Annotated in this window: 18 protein-coding genes; all 18 read right to left on the bottom strand. The window is 62.3% G+C overall.

The annotated features are described in order from the left end of the window. Positions 1-2 precede the first annotated feature (2 nt). The 18 genes from GRI42_RS03890 to ndhC are packed head-to-tail and all read right to left on the bottom strand — an operon-like array spanning position 3 to position 16,112. The gene (locus GRI42_RS03890; protein ID WP_160607042.1) at positions 3-725 is read right to left on the bottom strand and encodes a biotin--[acetyl-CoA-carboxylase] ligase; all 723 of its coding nucleotides are present in this window, start codon (positions 723-725) and stop codon (positions 3-5) included. Beyond that, a complete protein-coding gene (gene nuoN / locus GRI42_RS03885; protein WP_160607041.1) occupies positions 722-2,176 on the bottom strand; it encodes an NADH-quinone oxidoreductase subunit NuoN in 1,455 nt (484 codons plus the stop codon). Before nuoN ends, GRI42_RS03890 begins: the two co-directional genes overlap by 4 nt. After that, positions 2,176-3,720, bottom strand: a complete 1,545-nt coding sequence (locus GRI42_RS03880) for an NADH-quinone oxidoreductase subunit M (protein WP_160607040.1) — start codon at positions 3,718-3,720, stop codon at positions 2,176-2,178. The genes nuoN and GRI42_RS03880 overlap by 1 nt, the downstream gene beginning before the upstream one ends. Further along, positions 3,720-5,714, bottom strand: a complete 1,995-nt coding sequence (gene nuoL, locus GRI42_RS03875; protein WP_160607039.1) for an NADH-quinone oxidoreductase subunit L — start codon at positions 5,712-5,714, stop codon at positions 3,720-3,722. The genes GRI42_RS03880 and nuoL overlap by 1 nt, the downstream gene beginning before the upstream one ends. 6 nt (positions 5,715-5,720) lie before the next feature. Beyond that, positions 5,721-6,026, bottom strand: coding sequence for an NADH-quinone oxidoreductase subunit NuoK (gene nuoK, locus GRI42_RS03870; RefSeq protein ID WP_160607038.1), 306 nt, complete (start codon positions 6,024-6,026; stop codon positions 5,721-5,723). Next, on the bottom strand, positions 6,023-6,643 hold the full coding sequence (locus tag GRI42_RS03865) for an NADH-quinone oxidoreductase subunit J (RefSeq protein WP_160607037.1): 621 nt from the start codon (positions 6,641-6,643) through the stop codon (positions 6,023-6,025). Before GRI42_RS03865 ends, nuoK begins: the two co-directional genes overlap by 4 nt. A gap of 27 nt (positions 6,644-6,670) precedes the next feature. After that, positions 6,671-7,156: an NADH-quinone oxidoreductase subunit NuoI gene (nuoI, locus tag GRI42_RS03860; protein WP_160607036.1), complete on the bottom strand. Its 486-nt coding sequence runs from the start codon at positions 7,154-7,156 to the stop codon at positions 6,671-6,673. Then, a complete protein-coding gene (nuoH, locus tag GRI42_RS03855; protein ID WP_160607035.1) occupies positions 7,153-8,208 on the bottom strand; it encodes an NADH-quinone oxidoreductase subunit NuoH in 1,056 nt (351 codons plus the stop codon). The genes nuoI and nuoH overlap by 4 nt, the downstream gene beginning before the upstream one ends. Then, complete coding sequence (nuoG, locus tag GRI42_RS03850; protein WP_160607034.1) at positions 8,205-10,199, bottom strand: NADH-quinone oxidoreductase subunit NuoG; 1,995 nt, start codon at positions 10,197-10,199, stop codon at positions 8,205-8,207. Before nuoG ends, nuoH begins: the two co-directional genes overlap by 4 nt. Further along, entirely contained in the window at positions 10,199-11,491 is a 1,293-nt protein-coding gene (gene nuoF, locus GRI42_RS03845; RefSeq protein WP_160607033.1) for an NADH-quinone oxidoreductase subunit NuoF, read from the bottom strand. The genes nuoG and nuoF overlap by 1 nt, the downstream gene beginning before the upstream one ends. Continuing rightward, positions 11,491-11,634, bottom strand: a complete 144-nt coding sequence (locus tag GRI42_RS13810; RefSeq protein ID WP_170289998.1) for a hypothetical protein — start codon at positions 11,632-11,634, stop codon at positions 11,491-11,493. Before GRI42_RS13810 ends, nuoF begins: the two co-directional genes overlap by 1 nt. Further along, complete coding sequence (locus GRI42_RS03840; protein ID WP_199800422.1) at positions 11,627-11,806, bottom strand: hypothetical protein; 180 nt, start codon at positions 11,804-11,806, stop codon at positions 11,627-11,629. The genes GRI42_RS13810 and GRI42_RS03840 overlap by 8 nt, the downstream gene beginning before the upstream one ends. Continuing rightward, a complete protein-coding gene (locus GRI42_RS03835) occupies positions 11,806-12,474 on the bottom strand; it encodes a complex I 24 kDa subunit family protein (protein ID WP_160607031.1) in 669 nt (222 codons plus the stop codon). Before GRI42_RS03835 ends, GRI42_RS03840 begins: the two co-directional genes overlap by 1 nt. Then, positions 12,474-13,691, bottom strand: coding sequence for an NADH-quinone oxidoreductase subunit D (locus tag GRI42_RS03830; RefSeq protein ID WP_160607030.1), 1,218 nt, complete (start codon positions 13,689-13,691; stop codon positions 12,474-12,476). Before GRI42_RS03830 ends, GRI42_RS03835 begins: the two co-directional genes overlap by 1 nt. Continuing rightward, positions 13,688-14,224: a hypothetical protein gene (locus GRI42_RS03825; RefSeq protein ID WP_160607029.1), complete on the bottom strand. Its 537-nt coding sequence runs from the start codon at positions 14,222-14,224 to the stop codon at positions 13,688-13,690. The genes GRI42_RS03830 and GRI42_RS03825 overlap by 4 nt, the downstream gene beginning before the upstream one ends. Continuing rightward, complete coding sequence (locus tag GRI42_RS03820; protein ID WP_160607028.1) at positions 14,224-15,147, bottom strand: NADH-quinone oxidoreductase subunit C; 924 nt, start codon at positions 15,145-15,147, stop codon at positions 14,224-14,226. Before GRI42_RS03820 ends, GRI42_RS03825 begins: the two co-directional genes overlap by 1 nt. A gap of 10 nt (positions 15,148-15,157) precedes the next feature. Continuing rightward, positions 15,158-15,724, bottom strand: a complete 567-nt coding sequence (locus tag GRI42_RS03815) for a NuoB/complex I 20 kDa subunit family protein (protein WP_199800490.1) — start codon at positions 15,722-15,724, stop codon at positions 15,158-15,160. A gap of 13 nt (positions 15,725-15,737) precedes the next feature. After that, positions 15,738-16,112, bottom strand: coding sequence for an NADH-quinone oxidoreductase subunit A (ndhC, locus tag GRI42_RS03810; RefSeq protein ID WP_160607027.1), 375 nt, complete (start codon positions 16,110-16,112; stop codon positions 15,738-15,740). Between the last annotated feature and the right edge of the window lie 28 nt (positions 16,113-16,140).

Here is a 16,140-nt window from a genome sequence, read left to right as displayed (position 1 = left end):
GTCTAGCCCTCCTCTCTTGCGAGCATTACGTCACCGGCATGAATGGTGCGAATTCGCCCTTCGGGCAAGCGCAGCATCAACGCACCGTCTTCGGTCAATCCCGCGAAAGCTCCTTCGATCACCTCCTCGCCTGGAGGATGGACCCGAAGCGGCGTCCCGACCGGATGGGCCGCTGCAATCCAGCGGCGCGTGAGCGGCTCAAGACCGAAGGTGCGCCAGCGGTCGAGTTCGACAGCGAACTGGTTAGCGAGAGCGCGCGCGAAGTGATCCCGATCGGGAGCAGGCGCGACCATCGAGATCGATGTTGTCCGGCGATCGGGCAAGTCGGGCGCAGCGGCCAGATTAACCCCCACTCCGACAACCACCGCATCACCCTCACGTTCGAGCAGAATGCCTGCCAGCTTGGCCCCGCCCAGCATCAGGTCGTTCGGCCATTTCAGCGAAAGGTCGGCAGGGTTCGGCACGAATGGCAGGACGGCCTCGTAGACCGCCAGCGCGACGCCAAGTGCCAGGCTTGCCGCAGGAGGATCCTGGGCAAGGCAGCGAACCACGGTCGAGCCCATGAAATTGCCGCTGCCGTCAAACCAGCTTCGACCCTGCCTGCCACGCCCGGCCGTTTGCCGGTCGGCCACTAACCAGTGCCCCTCCGCCACGCGATCGCCGTCGCAAAGACGCGAAATTAGATCGGCATTGGTAGAGCCGGTTTCGGCCAGAACTTCGATCAAGCGAACTGGAACAGTGCCTGTGCTGCTGCGGCAGCGATGTCACCAAGCCAGGGCGTCAGGAAATAACCCAGCGGCGAAATCACCAGAACGCTGAGGCCCAGCACCACCCAGTGGGACAGCGGAGCCTTGGCGGGAGCAGCACCCTTCGGTTCATCGAAGAACATCACCTTGATGAACTTGATATAATAGAAGGCACCGATCACGCTGGCCGCGATACCAATTGCAGCGAGCTGGATCATGTCGGCCTGCACCGCAGCCTGGAAGACCACGAACTTGCCCCAGAAGCCGAACAGCGGCGGAATACCCGCAAGGCTGAACATCAGTGCCAGCAGGCACCATGCGAGCGCCGGGCTGGTGGTCGAAAGACCGGAGATATCGTCAAAGGTCGACAGGGCATTGCCTTGCTCGTCGCGCAGCATAAGCAGCGCGACGAAGCTGCCGATCGTCATGAAGACGTAGATGGCGAGGTACACCATGACGCCCGCCACACCTTCCGGCGTCGCTGCGGCAAGGCCGATCAGGATGAAGCCGACGTTGTTGATCGACGAATAGGCAAGCAACCGCTTCAGGTTCTGCTGCCCGATGGCACCAAGTGCGCCGACCACGATCGACGCCAGTGCCGCGAAAATGACGATCTGCTGCCACGCCGCAACCTCGCCGCCGAACGGCATGATCGCCATGCGCACGAGCATCGATACGGCAGCAACCTTCGGGGCGCTTGCGAAGAAGGCGGTGACCGGAGTCGGAGCGCCTTCGTAAACGTCGGGCGTCCACATGTGGAACGGGACAGCGGCGATCTTGAAGGCGAAACCGGCAAGCACGAACACCACGCCGAACAGCGCGCCGGTCGAGAAATTGCCATCGAATGCGATGCGGATCGCTTCGTAACCCGTCGCTCCGGTAAATCCGTAGACGAGGCTGATGCCGTAGAGGATGATGCCCGAGGCAAGTCCGCCGAGGATGAAATATTTGAGGCCCGCTTCGCTCGAACGGTCGTCGCGGCGCGCAAAGCTCGCGAGCACGTAGGACGAAAGGCTCGACATCTCGAGGCCGACGTAGAGCGTCAGCAGGTCCGTCGCCGACACCATCATGCTCATGCCGACCGCGTTGAACAGCAGCAGGACCGGGTACTCGCCCCGGTAATCGCCGCGTTCGCCGAAGTAATGCGGAGCGACGATCAGGCACGCGATTGTGGCGGTGAAGATCAGCACCTTGGCGAAGAGCGAGAAAGCATCGACGCGGAACAGGCCATCGAAGGCCATCGCACCCACGCCGCCGTCGAACAGCGATACGGAGAATACCAGCGCGCCGACCAGAGCCGCCACGGCCGCGATCGTGATGCCCCGGGCAGCGGCGCGGCTGGTCCACGCAGTGATCAAGAGCAGGATGAGGCCGGCAACGGAAAGGCCGATTTCGGCGCCGGTGAGATAGAGGGAAGTAGCGTAGGACATCAGTGCTCTCCCTCGGATCCGTGCTCGACGGCAATGAAGTTCGCGTTATGCTCCTTCGGAGTGCCAACTTTCAGTGCGCTGTCATATTGCGGAGTGACACTGGCGAGCCGCGCCTCGAGGGCTGCGATGTCCTGGCGCATAGGGGCAAGGAAGCTTTCCGGGTAGACACCCATCCACAGCACGGCTGCAGCGATCGGAGCAAGCATGGCCCATTCGCGTGTATTGAGGTCGGGCATGCGGGCAGCGTCGGCATTGACTTGTTCGCCGAATGCCACGCGGCGGTAGAGATAAAGCATGTAGGCAGCGCCCAGGATGATACCGGTGGTGCAGACCAGCGTCACGAAGGTCGAGACCTTGTAGATGCCAGCAAGCGCAAGGAACTCGCCGACGAAGTTGCTGGTGCCCGGCAGGCCGATGGAGGCCATGGTGAACAGGAGGAAGAAGAGCGCATACTTCGGCATGTTGATCGACAGGCCGCCGTACCGCGCGATTTCCCGGGTGTGCAGGCGGTCGTAGATCACGCCGACGCACAGGAACAACGCGCCTGAAACCAGACCGTGGCCGAGCATGACCATCATGGCGCCTTCGATACCCTGCACGTTGAAGGCGAACAGGCCGACTGTCACGATCGCCATGTGGGCAACCGACGAATAGGCGATGAGCTTCTTCATGTCGGACTGCACCAGCGCGACGAGCGAGGTGTAAATCACTGCGACCATGGAAAGGGCGAAGACCAGCCAGGCCAGATCCGCGCTCGCGTCGGGGAACATGGGCAGGCTGAAGCGGATGAAGCCGTAACCGCCAAGCTTCAGCAGGACGCCGGCAAGAATCACCGAACCTGCGGTTGGTGCCTGAACGTGCGCGTCGGGTAGCCAGGTATGCACGGGCCACATCGGCATCTTCACGGCGAAGCTGGCGAAGAATGCCAGCCACAGCCAGAACTGCGCTCCGACCGGGAAGTCGTACTGCATTAGCGTCGGGATGTCGGTCGTCCCGGCCTCGTTCACCATCCAGAACATGGCGATCAGCATCAGGACCGAGCCAAGCAGCGTATAGAGGAAGAACTTATACGAGGCGTAGATGCGGTTATCGCCGCCCCAGACGCCGATGATCAGGTACATCGGAATGAGGCCGGCTTCGAAGAAGATGTAGAACAGGAACAGGTCCTGCGCGGCGAAGACGCCGATCATCAGCACTTCCATCAGCAAGAAGGCTGCCATGTATTCGCCGACGCGCTTTGTGATGGAATCCCAGCTGGCGAGGATACAGATCGGCATCAGGAACACGCTGAGCATGATCAGCATCAGGGCAATGCCGTCGATGCCGAGCGCATAGCTGAACACTGCGAACAGCTCTGCGCGTTCGGTGAACTGCCACTGCGCCCCGCCGATATCGTAATTGATCCAGAGCAGGATGCCGAGCGCGAGGTTGAACAGCGTCGCGAACAGCGCGACCATCCGGGCGCTGCCGGCATTCAGGAACAGGCAGGCGATCGCACCGACCAGCGGCACGGCGAGCATGAGCGAGAGGATGGGGAACTCCATCAGAACAGCACCCAGGTGACGGCGGCGACAAGCCCGAGGAGCATCACCAGCGCGTAGCTATAGAGATATCCGGTCTGGAACTTCTTCGCTCCGACAGCGCCCTTCTCGACTACCCAGGCCACGCCATTGGGGCCGAAGCGGTCGATCGTGCCGATGTCGCCGAGTTTCCAGAACTGGCGGCCCAGCCAGAAGGCGGGGACGACGAAGAGGTAGTGGTAGAGCTCGTCGAAATACCACTTGTTGTAGAGGAACCGGTAGATCGGGCCGAGCTGCTCGGCCGCCTTACCCGGGATCGAAGTGTCCTTGATGTAGGCGAACCATGCTACTGTCAGGCCGATCAGCATAACGATCAGCGCTGCGTACTTCACCGCGTAAGGCACGGCGTGCATCGCGTGGATGAGGGCTTCGTTGTAGAAGATCGAACCGCCCCAGAATTCCGCGCTGTCGAGGAAAGCAGGCGCAAACACCTGGCCGGCCGCAATCGCACCGATCGACAGGATGCCGAGCGGCACCAGCATGGTCAGCGGGCTTTCATGCGGGTGATAGCCACCAGTGGTGTCTTCTCCCGCCTGTTCCGGCGTCTTGTGGACGGTGTGCTGGATATGCTCGCTCTCGATCCAGCGCGGGTTGCCCCAGAAGGTGAGGAACATCAGGCGCCAGCTGTAGAAGCTGGTAAGCAGCGCGGCGAACACACCCATCCAGAACGCGAAGTTACCGAGTTCGGTGCCGCGCGCGAATGCGACCTCGATGATCGCGTCCTTCGACCAGAAGCCGGCGAAACCGACGCCAAGGTGGTAGATGCCGAGGCCGGTAATGGCCAGCGTGCCCATCATCATCGCCCAGAAGGTAAGCGGGATGTGCTTACGCAGGCCGCCGTAATAGCGCATGTCCTGTTCGTGGTGCATCGCGTGGATGACCGAACCTGCACCGAGGAACAGCAGTGCCTTGAAGAAGGCGTGCGTGAACAGGTGGAACATGGCCGCGCCATAGGCACCGACGCCGGCAGCAAAGAACATGTAGCCCAGCTGCGAACAGGTCGAATAGGCGATCACGCGCTTGATGTCCCACTGCGTGGTGCCGACGGTAGCAGCGAAAATACAGGTGGCAGCGCCGACGAAGGTGACCATGGCAAGCGCGATGGGCGCAGTCTCGAACATGGGCGAGAGGCGGCAGACCATGAACACGCCCGCAGTCACCATGGTCGCGGCATGGATTAGCGCCGACACCGGGGTCGGGCCTTCCATCGCGTCCGGAAGCCAGGTGTGCAGGCCGAGCTGCGCCGACTTGCCCATCGCGCCGATGAACAGGAGAATGCACAGCACGTCCATCGTGTGAACGCGCATGCCGAGGAAGCCGATGGTCGCCCCGCTCATGCCGGGAGCAGCTTCGAGAATTTCAGGGATCGAGACTGTGCCGAACACCCAGAAAGTGCCGAAGATGCCGAGCATGAAGCCAAGGTCGCCGACGCGGTTGACCACGAAGGCCTTGATCGCCGCGGCATTTGCGCTGGGCTTCTTGAACCAGAAGCCGATCAGCAGGTAGCTGGCGAGGCCCACCCCTTCCCAACCGAAGAACATCTGGACGAGGTTGTCGGCGGTCACCAGCATCAGCATGGCGAAGGTGAAAAGCGACAGGTAGGCGAAGAACCGCGGCTGGTCCGGGTCTTCCTCCATATAGCCCCAGCTATAGAGGTGGACGAGCGCGGAGACGGTCGTGATGACCACCAGCATGACTGCAGTCAGCGTATCGACCCGCAGCGCCCAGTCGAAGCTGAGCGCGCCGGACTGGACCCAGGTCAGTACCGGGACCACGGTGGCCTCGGCGTTGCCGGTCCAGAAGCTTATGAAGATCGGCCAGCTCAGCAGGCAGGAAATGAACAGGCCGCCGGTCGTGACGCTCTTGGCGAAAACGCTCGGTGCGCTCTTGTTGACCAGGCCCGCGACGATCGAGGCGAGCAGCGGCAGGAAGACGATGGCGAGAATGGAGGTCTGCACTGGTGCTTATCCCTTCATCCGGTTCGCATCGTCGACCGCAATGGTGCCGCGTGCACGGAAGTAGATCATGAGAATGGCGAGGCCGATGGCCGCTTCGGCAGCGGCAACGGTCAGGACGAACATCGCGAAGACCTGCCCGACCAGATCGCCGAGGAAAGCGCTGAAGGCGACGAGGTTGATGTTCACCGCCAGGAGGATGAGCTCGATCGCCATCAGGATGACGATAATGTTCTTCCGGTTGAGGAAGATGCCCAGCACGCCCAGCACGAACAGGATCGCGCTGACGATGACATAGTGTTCGATGGCGATCACAGTTCGATCCCCTTGCCCACTTCGGGTTGTTTCATGATTGTCGCTTCGTCGGGACGGCGACGGACCTGCTTGCCGATATCCTGCTGACCGCGCTTCGACTTGGACGGGCGGTGCGTCAGCACGATTGCGCCGATCATGGCGACCAGCAGCACGATGCCTGCCACCTCGAACAGGAAGATATAGCGCGTATAGAGCAGCGCCCCGATGGCCGCAGTGTTGCTTTCTGCCATCGCCGGTGCATCTGCAGCAGCAGGCATGCCAAGCTCGATTGCACCGACATTGTAAGCACCGATGCCGAGCACGAGTTCTGCGAGCAGCACCAGCGCCACCACGATGCCGAGCGGGAAGTTCTTGATGAACCCTGCGCGCATCGCCGCGACGTCGATGTCGAGCATCATGACGACGAACAAGAACAGCACGGCGACTGCACCGACGTAGACGATGACCAGCAGCATCGCGATGAATTCCGCACCGACGAGAACCATCAGGCCGGCGGCATTGAAGAATGCCAGGATGAGCCACAGGACCGAATGCACCGGATTGCGCGCCGTGATGACCATCACGGCGGAAGCAATCACGATGATCGCGAACATGTAAAAGGCGAAAGTCTGGATCATGATGCCCCGGATTCGGTTGCGGCGCGGTTAGCGATAGGGTGCGTCGGCTTCAAGGTTCGCGGCGATTGCCCGCTCCCACTTGTCACCATTGGCGAGCAGCTTGGCCTTGTCATAGAGCAGCTCCTCGCGGGTTTCGGTTGCGTATTCGAAGTTCGGACCTTCGACGATCGCATCGACCGGGCAGGCTTCCTGGCAGAAGCCGCAGTAGATGCACTTCGTCATGTCGATGTCGTAGCGCGTCGTGCGGCGGCTGCCGTCTTCGCGCGGTTCGGCCTCGATCGTGATGGCCTGTGCCGGGCAGACCGCCTCGCACAGCTTGCAGGCGATGCAGCGCTCTTCCCCGTTGGGATAACGACGCAGGGCATGCTCGCCGCGGAAACGAGGGCTCAGCGGGTTCTTCTCGAACGGGTAGTTGATCGTCACCTTCGGCTTGAAGAAGTACTTCAGCGTGAGGGCGTGCGCCTTCACGAACTCCCACAGGGTGAACGACTTGATGAGGTGGGCGACGCTCATGCGGCGGCTCCGAAGTGGCCGGTTGCCATAAGGTAACCGGAGATTACGACGACGAACAGCAGGCTGATCGGCAGGAAGACCTTCCAGCCCAGGCGCATCAGCTGGTCGTAGCGGTAGCGCGGCACGGTCGCCATGACCCAGCTGAACATGAAGAAGAAGAAGAACGCCTTCAGCAGCAGCCAGACGATGCCCGGGACAGCGTAAAGCGGCTCCCAGTCGACCGGCGGCAGCCAACCGCCCCAGAACAGCAGCGCGTTGAGCATGCACATGAGCAGGATGTTGGCATATTCGCCGAGCCAGAAGAGCGCGAAGCTCATCGAGCTGTATTCGGTCTGGTATCCGGCCACCAGCTCGCTCTCCGCCTCGGTGAGGTCGAAGGGAACGCGCTGCGTTTCGGCAAGGCTCGAGATGAAGAACAGCACCCACATCGGGAAGAGCAGCGGATGCACGACATAGGCGTTGATGACGCCGAGGCCGAAGCCTTCCTGCGCACGCACGATGTCGTTGAGATTGAACGTGCCAGCGAACAGCACGACACAGACCAGGATGAAGCCGATCGAGACTTCATAGCTGATCATCTGAGCCGAAGCGCGCATGGCCGAGAAGAACGGGTACTTCGAGTTCGAAGCCCAGCCCGCCATGATGATGCCGTAGACCGACAGAGAACTGATCGCGAGGATGTAGAGCAGGCCGACATTGATATCCGCCAGCACGGCTTCCGCGCTGAACGGGATCACCGCCCAGGCCGCCAGGGCCACGGTGAACGTGACGATGGGGGCAAGGATGAAGATCCCCTTGTTCGCAGCGCTCGGAATAACGGTTTCCTGCAGGAAGACCTTCAGGCCATCCGCAAAGCTCTGCAGCAGGCCGAAGGGGCCGACGACGTTAGGGCCGCGGCGAAGGTTGATCGCCGCCCAGACCTTGCGGTCGACGTAAATGATCATCGCGACGGCCAGCATCAGCGGCAATGCGATGAGCAGGATACCGGCAAGGGTGGCAACGCCCCATGCCCATTCGTAGCTCATGCCGAGGGATTGGAAGAATTCGGTCATTCCGCTGCCTCCGCCAGTTCGCCGCCGTGGAGCAGTTCTGCCGAACAGCGCCGCATGACCTCGCTGGCGCGGGCGATCGGGTTGGTGAGATAGAAGTCCTTGATCGGGTACGCCGACAGGACGCCTTCGGCCTTTGCCTTGGCATCGGCCTTTGGCAGTGCGCCGTAATCTGCGAGGCCTTCTTCACCCAGCGCCGGAACAGCGGCAATCATGGCCGACTGGAGCTGGTCGAAGCTGTCGAAACAGACGTCGACCTTCAGGGCATCGGCCAGAGCGCGAAGGATCGTCCAGTCCTCGCGCGCGTCGCCGGGGGCGAAGACGGCCTTTTCGGCAAACTGCACGCGGCCTTCGGTGTTGACGTAGGTCCCGTCCTTCTCGGCATAGCTGGCACCGGGCAGGATGATGTCCGCAGCATGCGCACCGCGATCGCCGTGATGGCCGATATAGACCTTGAGGCTGTCGGCGAAGGGTTCGAAATCCATCTCGTCCGCGCCGAGCGCGAGCAGCACCTTGGGCGCCGCCTTGGCAAGATCGGTCATGCCGCCCTTCTGCGCGAAACCGAGCATCAGGCCGCCCATGCGGGCTGCGCTGAAGTGCAGCACGTTGAAGGCCGCACCCCATTCGCTTGCCAGCGCCAGAGCCTTGCCATGCGCACCCTTGAGAGCCGCGCCGCCGACAATAACCGCGGGACGTTCTGCCTTGGTGAAGACGTCCGACACTTCCTTGGGCAGGCTGTTCAGCACGCCGAGGTCATTGCCGAGGAATTCGGCCGGATAGGTGGTTTCCCAGTGCGGACCGACCACGAAGACCTTGGCGCCGCGCTTCACCGCCTTGCGGATACGCACGTTGACGAGCGGCGCTTCCCAGCGAATGTGGCTGCCGACGATCAGGACGGCATCGGCATTCTCGATACCTGCGAAGGTCGAGTTGAAGTTGACGGCCGCGAGGCTGGAAACGTCGTAGTCCATGCCGGTCTGGCGGCCTTCGACCAGCGAGGAACCGCAGGCCTTGAGCAGCGACTTGGCCGCGAACATCGTTTCGCAATCGACCATGTCGCCTGCAACCGCGGCGATACTCGAGGTATCGGACTTGAGCTGCTTGGCGATTGCCTTGAAGGCCTCGTCCCAGCTTGCTGGCTGGAGCTTGCCGCGCTTGCGCATGAAGACCTTGTCGAGGCGGCGCTTGCCGAGGCCGTCGACCTGGTAGCGCGCCTTGTCGGAAATCCACTCCTCGTTGACGTCGTCATTGATGCGCGGAAGCGCGCGCATGACTTCGCGGCCGCGGCTGTCGAGGCGGATATTGGCGCCGACAGCATCCGACACGTCGATGCTCAGCGTCTTCTTCAACTCCCACGGACGGGCTTCGAAGGCATAGGGACGCGAGGTGAGCGCGCCGACCGGGCAAAGGTCGATCACGTTGGCCGACAGCTCGTGCTCGGCTGCCTGCTCGAGATAGGTCGTGATCTGCATGTCCTCGCCGCGATACAGCGCGCCGATTTCGTCCACGCCGGCGATCTCTTCCGAGAAGCGCACGCAGCGGGTGCAATGGATGCAGCGGGTCATGACCGTCTTGATCAGCGGGCCCATGTACTTCTCGGTCACGGCGCGCTTGTTCTCGTGATAGCGCGAGCCGCCGCGGCCATAGGCCACCGACTGGTCCTGCAGGTCGCATTCGCCGCCCTGGTCGCAGATCGGGCAATCAAGCGGGTGGTTGATGAGCAGGAATTCCATCACGCCTTCGCGCGCGGTCTTCACCATCGGCGTGTCGGTGCGGATTTCCTGGCCTTCGGTCGCGGGGAGCGCGCAGCTGGCCTGCGGCTTGGGCGGTCCGGGCTTCACTTCGACCAGGCACATGCGGCAGTTGCCGGCAATCGAGAGCCGCTCGTGATAGCAGAAACGCGGGATTTCCTTACCCGCAAGTTCGCAGGCCTGGAGGACGGTCGCGCCGTCCGGAACCTCGATTTCCTGTCCGTCTACGATAACCTTGGGCATTATTCGGCTGCCTCGGCAAACTTGGCGTTGTGTTCGTTGATCCGGCGCTCGAGCTCGGGGCGGAAGTGGCGGATGAGGCCCTGGATCGGCCATGCGGCCGCGTCACCCAGGGCGCAGATGGTGTGACCTTCGACCTGCTTCGTAACCTGCTGAAGCATATCGATCTCCTCGATCGCCGCATCGCCGGTGCGCAGGCGCTCCATCATGCGCCACATCCAGCCCGTGCCTTCGCGGCAGGGGGTGCACTGGCCGCAGCTCTCGTGCTTGTAGAAATAGCTGAGGCGGCTGATCGCGCGGACGATATCGGTCGACTTGTCCATCACGATAACGCCGGCAGTGCCGAGGCCGGAACCGAGGTCACGCAGGCCGTCGAAATCCATCGGCGCATCCCAGATCTGCTCGGCCGGGACCAGCGGAACCGAAGAACCGCCGGGGATCACGGCGAGGAGGTTGTCTTTGCCACCGATAATGCCGCCGCAGTGCTTTTCGATCAGCTCGCTAAACGGGATCGAGAGCGCTTCCTCGACCACGCAGGGCTTGTTCACATGGCCGCTGATCTGGAAGAGCTTGGTGCCCTTGTTGTTCTCGCGGCCGAAGCTTGCGAACCAATTTGCGCCGCGGCGCAGGATGGTCGGGACGACGGCGATGGATTCCACGTTGTTGACCGTAGTCGGGCACCCGTAGAGGCCAGCGCCGGCCGGGAACGGCGGCTTGAGGCGCGGCTGGCCCTTCTTGCCTTCGAGGCTCTCGATCATCGCGGTTTCTTCGCCGCAGATGTAGGCGCCCGCGCCGCGGTGCAGGAACACGTCGAAGTCATAGCCCGACTTCGATGCGTTCTTGCCGATCAGTCCGGCATCATAGGCCTCGTCGATCGCGGCCTGAAGCGTCTCCGCCTCGCGGATATATTCGCCGCGGATGTAGATATAGGCCGCCCTCGCCCGCATGGCGTAACCGGCGACCAGCGCACCTTCGATCAGCTTGTGCGGATCGTGGCGGATGATCTCGCGGTCCTTGCACGAACCGGGTTCGGATTCGTCGGCATTGATGACGAGGAAGCTCGGACGACCGTCCTTGCTTTCCTTCGGCATGAACGACCACTTGAGGCCGGTCGGGAATCCTGCACCACCGCGGCCGCGCAGACCCGAGGCCTTGATTTCCTCGATGATATTCTCGTGGCCGCGACCGATCAGCGACTTGGTATCATCCCAGTCGCCGCGCTGCTGCGCCGCCTTCAGGCCCCAATCCTGGAAGCCGTAGAGGTTGGTAAAGATGCGGTCCTTGTCGGCAAGCATCAGGCGAACCCTCCGAATACGAAGATTGCAGCGGCGATAAGGATCGCCGCGAGGACCATCGTCTTGACGATGCCCTTGAAGACTTTCCACGCGACCACGATCAGGACCAGCGCGACGAGGATGTAGACGAGATTGCTATCCATCGGATTGCCCCCCGTCCTTGCCCTTGTTCAGGAACACCAGTCCTAGCACGAAGAATGCAGCGCCGATGCCCATGAATGCAGGGCCGAGCGTCAACGCAAAAGAGACACTCAGGCTGACGCCCATGGCCATAAAAGCCATTCCCAAACCACGGTAATTGGTCGTCTTTTCCATCACCAATCACCCCGGTAGTCGTGGTTTTGAGAGACCATGTCGTTCAACGTGCTGAGCGCGCCGGCCGGTTCCGACGTGTGGCGACCAGGCTCCTGCGTGCCGGTCTTGGGCTGTTCACCCTTGGCCAGCGCATCGAGCACGGCGTCGAGGCGTTCGGGCGTGAGATCCTCGTAATTGTCGTCGTTGATCTGGACCATCGGCGCGGTGGCGCAATTGCCCATGCATTCGACTTCGGTGAGGGTCCACAGACCGTCTTCCGACACCTCGCCCTTCTTCATGCCGCGCTTCTTGCAGGCCTCGAACAGGCCGTCCGAGCCGCGCAGCATGCACGGCGTCGTGCCGCAGACCTGTACGTGGTACCTGCCGACCGGCTTCAGATTGTACATAAAGTAGAAGGTTGCGACCTCGAGCACGCGGATGACCGGCATGTCGAGATAGTCGGCGACATATTCGATCACCGGCAGCGGCAGCCAGCCCTGCGTGTTCGTCTCTTCACCGACCTGGCGCTGGGCTAGGTCGAGCAGCGGCATCACTGCAGAGCGCTGGCGCCCTTCGGGATAGCGCGCAATAGCGCGGTCCGCCTTCTCGCGGTAGGCTTCGGTAAATTCGAAGCCGCCCCAACGCTCGCGCAGCTCGGGGGTGTCGGGTGAGGGGGTACGGTCAGCCATTAGCGGTCACACTCCCCGAACACGACATCGATGGCGCCGAGGATGGCGGTGGCATCGGGCAGCATGTGGCCTTTGCTCATGAAATCCATTGCTTGCAGGTGGCTGAAGGCCGTTGGGCGTATCTTGCAGCGGTACGGCTTGTTGGAGCCGTCGCTGACGAGGTAGACGCCGAATTCGCCCTTGGGGCTTTCGGTGGCGACATAGACTTCGCCCGCGGGGACGTGGAAGCCTTCGGTATAGAGCTTGAAGTGGTGGATCAGCGCTTCCATCGACTGCTTCATCTCGGCGCGCTTGGGCGGCGAAACCTTGCGGTCGCTGCTGGCGATCGGGCCGGTCGGCATCTGCGCAAGGCACTGCTTGATGATCTTCGCGCTCTCGTAGACTTCCTTCACGCGCACGACAAAGCGGTCGTAGCAGTCCGAATTGGTGCCCACGGGAATGTCGAATTCCATCCGGTCGTAAACGTCGTAGGGCTGCGACTTGCGAAGGTCCCACGGAATGCCGGCGGCACGGATCATCGGGCCGGAGAAGCCCCAGGCCAGCGCGTCTTCCTTGCTCACCACGGCGATATCGACGTTGCGCTGCTTGAAGATGCGGTTGTCGAGCACGAGGCTCATCGCATCGCCGAACAGTTCGGGCAGGCGCGTGTCGAGCCACTCGCCGATATCGACCAACAGCTTTTCCGGCACGTCCTGGTGGACGCCGCCCGGACGCAGGTAAGCGTGGTGCATGCGCGCACCGCTCATCCGCTCGAAGAAGTTCATGCAGTCTTCGCGCAGTTCGAACACCCACAGGTTCGGCGTCATCGCGCCGACGTCCATGACGTGCGCGCCGATGTTGAGCATGTGGTTGCAGATGCGGGTCAGTTCGGCGAACAGCACGCGGATATACTGTGCACGCTCCGGCACCTCGACGTTGAGCAGCTTCTCGATCGCGAGGACGTAGCTGTATTCCTGCGCCAGCGGCGAGCAGTAGTCGAGGCGGTCGAAATACGGCAGCGCCTGCAGGTACGTCTTGTGCTCGATCAGCTTTTCGGTGCCGCGGTGCAGCAGGCCCACGTGCGGGTCGATCCGCTCGATGATCTCGCCATCGAGTTCCATGACCATGCGCAGCACGCCGTGAGCCGCAGGGTGCTGGGGCCCGAAATTGATCGTGTAATTGGTGATGACCTCGTCGCCGGTGGTCGGCGATTCCTCGATCTGGAAGGCACTGCTCATGCGCAAATCCACTTTCCGGAATAGGTAGCCGACTTTCCGTCCGCCCCTGTCACGCTTACGTTTGCCGGGCGCGAGGCTGCATCGCCGGCCGCAGGAGCGACCTGCACCGTTACACCTTCACCCGTGAATGTCGTTCCTGCCCGTATAGCCGACAGGCCGCCGGGAGGAGCATCGAGAACCGTCAGGCCGCCACCGACGCGAATAACCGCCTTGCCCGGCAGGGCGCGATCGTTCGACCCGCTGGCGATGATCATCTCGCGATTGCCTTCCATGAAGGTGCAACCGCCGTCGCGCTGACCAAGATCGACCCCGCCAATGTCGCGCAGTTGCTGCAGCGCGGTCACGTCGGCACCAGCAGGCGGGACAGCCTGCGCGGTGTTGGGCATTTCTGCCGCGGCCTGCGGGTTGTCGCGCGCAGCAGTGCTGTCGCTGCCGATCCGGCTGGCGAAGTCTTCCGCGCTTTCCTCACTCGACTGCTGGCCCGAGCAGGCAGCAACCAGAAGCACAGCGGCAGTAAGGACGATGCGCTTCATCACTCGGCGTCCTTCTTCTTAGCGGCGGGCTTGCGCTTGGCAGGCGCCTTCTGCTTGGCAGGTGCTGCCTTCTTGGCCGAAGCCTTCTTCTTCGGTTCGGTCGCCTTGGCGGTGCCGGACGCCTTGCCGGCACGCTTTGCGCGGGCGGGACGGTCCTCGGTCGGCTTGGGGGACGGAGCATCCTTGCCGCCGTCTTCCTCGGCCGGGGAACCGGCGCTTACCTTGTCGGCAGCCTTCGCATCGGTTTTTGCGCCTGCGCCGGTCTGCTTGGGGCTTTCCGTCGTTTTCGGCTCGCTGACCGGAGGCGTGGCAGCCTTTTCATCGCCAGGCAGCACGTAATCCGCGCCTTCCCACGGGCTCATGAAATCGAACTGGCGCAGGTCCTGGGCGAGCTTGACCGGCTCATACACGACGCGCTTCTCGTCTTCGGAGTAACGCAGTTCCACATAACCGGTAAGCGGGAAATCCTTGCGGAAAGGATGCCCTTCGAAACCATAGTCGGTCAGGATGCGGCGCAGGTCGGTGTTGCCGTCGAACAGCACGCCGAACATGTCGAATACTTCGCGCTCGAGCCAGCCGGCGTTGGGCCAGACGGTCGTAACGGTCGGGACCGGCGCATCTTCGGAGGCGCAGCACTTGACCATGATGCGGCTGTTGCGGGTCACCGACAGCAACATGTAAACCACCTCGAACCGCTCTGCGCGGTCGGGATAGTCCACCCCGGCGATTTCCATCAGCTGCTGGTATTCATGCTCGTCGCGAAGCGTGCGGAGCACGCGCTCGACGCTGTCACGGCGCACGTGGAACAGCAGTTCGCCGTGCTCCTCGTGTGCTTCCACGAGGGCATCGCCGATCGCTGCCGAAATCTCTTCCTTGAGCCCGTCGATCTGCGTGAAGCGGGGCGCGGAATGAAGCGTAGCCATGTCTTCGCCCTTACCTCTGGATCGTCCCGACGCGGCGGATCTTCCGCTGCAGCTGCATCACGCCATAAAGCAGTGCCTCTGCAGTGGGCGGACAGCCGGGGACATAGATGTCGACCGGAACGATCCGATCGCAGCCGCGCACGACGCTGTAGCTGTAATGGTAGTAGCCGCCGCCGTTGGCGCAGCTACCCATCGAGATGACGTACTTGGGTTCCGACATCTGGTCGTAGACCTTGCGCAGCGCCGGAGCCATCTTGTTGCACAGCGTGCCGGCGACGATCATCACGTCGCTCTGGCGCGGGGAAGCGCGCGGCGCAACGCCGAACCGCTCCATGTCGTAGCGCGGCATGTTCACGTGGATCATTTCCACAGCGCAGCACGCAAGGCCGAAAGTCATCCACCACAGCGAACCGGTGCGGGCCCACTGGAACAGGTCTTCGGTCGAGGTGACAAGGAAACCCTTGTCGTTCACCTCGGTCTGGAGAGCGTTGAAATAATCCTGGTCGGGCTGGCGGATGTCGCCGGGCTGTGCCGTCGGCTGGACAAGCGCGTCGCGCCCGAGCGGGCTGGAGGTCATCTGCTGGCTCATATCAGTCCCAATCCAGTGCGCCGACTTTCCACGCGTAGGCGAAGCCGACGATCAGTTCGACGAGGAAGACCATCATGGTAATCCAACTCGGCCAGCCGGTTTCGCCAAGGCTTACCGCCCAGGGGAAGAGGAACGCGGCTTCGAGGTCGAAGATCAGGAACAGGATCGCGACCAGATAAAAGCGCACGTCGAACTGGCTGCGCGGATCTTCGAATGCGGGGAAACCGCACTCGTACTCGCTGAGCTTCTCGGCATTGGGCGCATGCGCACCCGTCAGCCGTGCCACACCCATCGGCAGGAACACGAAGGCTGCCGAGAGCACGACGGCAATAAAGAGGAAGATCAGGATGGGGAGATATTGTTCGAGGTCGACCACGGATGAATCCCAGGGCTTAACGCGTTGC

The organism is Qipengyuania gaetbuli, assembly GCF_009827315.1.
Classification (GTDB): domain Bacteria; phylum Pseudomonadota; class Alphaproteobacteria; order Sphingomonadales; family Sphingomonadaceae; genus Qipengyuania; species Qipengyuania gaetbuli.
Note: the sequence above shows the minus strand (reverse complement) of the source record. Positions and strands in the feature narration are given on the sequence as shown.

Excerpts from the sequence above, each read along its gene's own strand:
- nuoN (WP_160607041.1), bottom strand. The coding sequence starts at position 2,176 with ATGTCCTACGCTACTTCCCTCTATCTCACCGGCGCCGAAATCGGCCTT.
- GRI42_RS03880 (WP_160607040.1), bottom strand. The coding sequence starts at position 3,720 with ATGGAGTTCCCCATCCTCTCGCTCATGCTCGCCGTGCCGCTGGTCGGT.
- GRI42_RS03865 (WP_160607037.1), bottom strand. The coding sequence starts at position 6,643 with ATGATCCAGACTTTCGCCTTTTACATGTTCGCGATCATCGTGATTGCT.
- nuoI (WP_160607036.1), bottom strand. The coding sequence starts at position 7,156 with ATGAGCGTCGCCCACCTCATCAAGTCGTTCACCCTGTGGGAGTTCGTG.
- nuoH (WP_160607035.1), bottom strand. The coding sequence starts at position 8,208 with ATGACCGAATTCTTCCAATCCCTCGGCATGAGCTACGAATGGGCATGG.
- nuoG (WP_160607034.1), bottom strand. The coding sequence starts at position 10,199 with ATGCCCAAGGTTATCGTAGACGGACAGGAAATCGAGGTTCCGGACGGC.
- nuoF (WP_160607033.1), bottom strand. The coding sequence starts at position 11,491 with ATGCTTGCCGACAAGGACCGCATCTTTACCAACCTCTACGGCTTCCAG.
- GRI42_RS13810 (WP_170289998.1), bottom strand. The coding sequence starts at position 11,634 with ATGGATAGCAATCTCGTCTACATCCTCGTCGCGCTGGTCCTGATCGTG.
- GRI42_RS03840 (WP_199800422.1), bottom strand. The coding sequence starts at position 11,806 with ATGGAAAAGACGACCAATTACCGTGGTTTGGGAATGGCTTTTATGGCC.
- GRI42_RS03835 (WP_160607031.1), bottom strand. The coding sequence starts at position 12,474 with ATGGCTGACCGTACCCCCTCACCCGACACCCCCGAGCTGCGCGAGCGT.
- GRI42_RS03830 (WP_160607030.1), bottom strand. The coding sequence starts at position 13,691 with ATGAGCAGTGCCTTCCAGATCGAGGAATCGCCGACCACCGGCGACGAG.
- GRI42_RS03825 (WP_160607029.1), bottom strand. The coding sequence starts at position 14,224 with ATGAAGCGCATCGTCCTTACTGCCGCTGTGCTTCTGGTTGCTGCCTGC.
- GRI42_RS03820 (WP_160607028.1), bottom strand. The coding sequence starts at position 15,147 with ATGGCTACGCTTCATTCCGCGCCCCGCTTCACGCAGATCGACGGGCTC.
- GRI42_RS03815 (WP_199800490.1), bottom strand. The coding sequence starts at position 15,724 with ATGACCTCCAGCCCGCTCGGGCGCGACGCGCTTGTCCAGCCGACGGCA.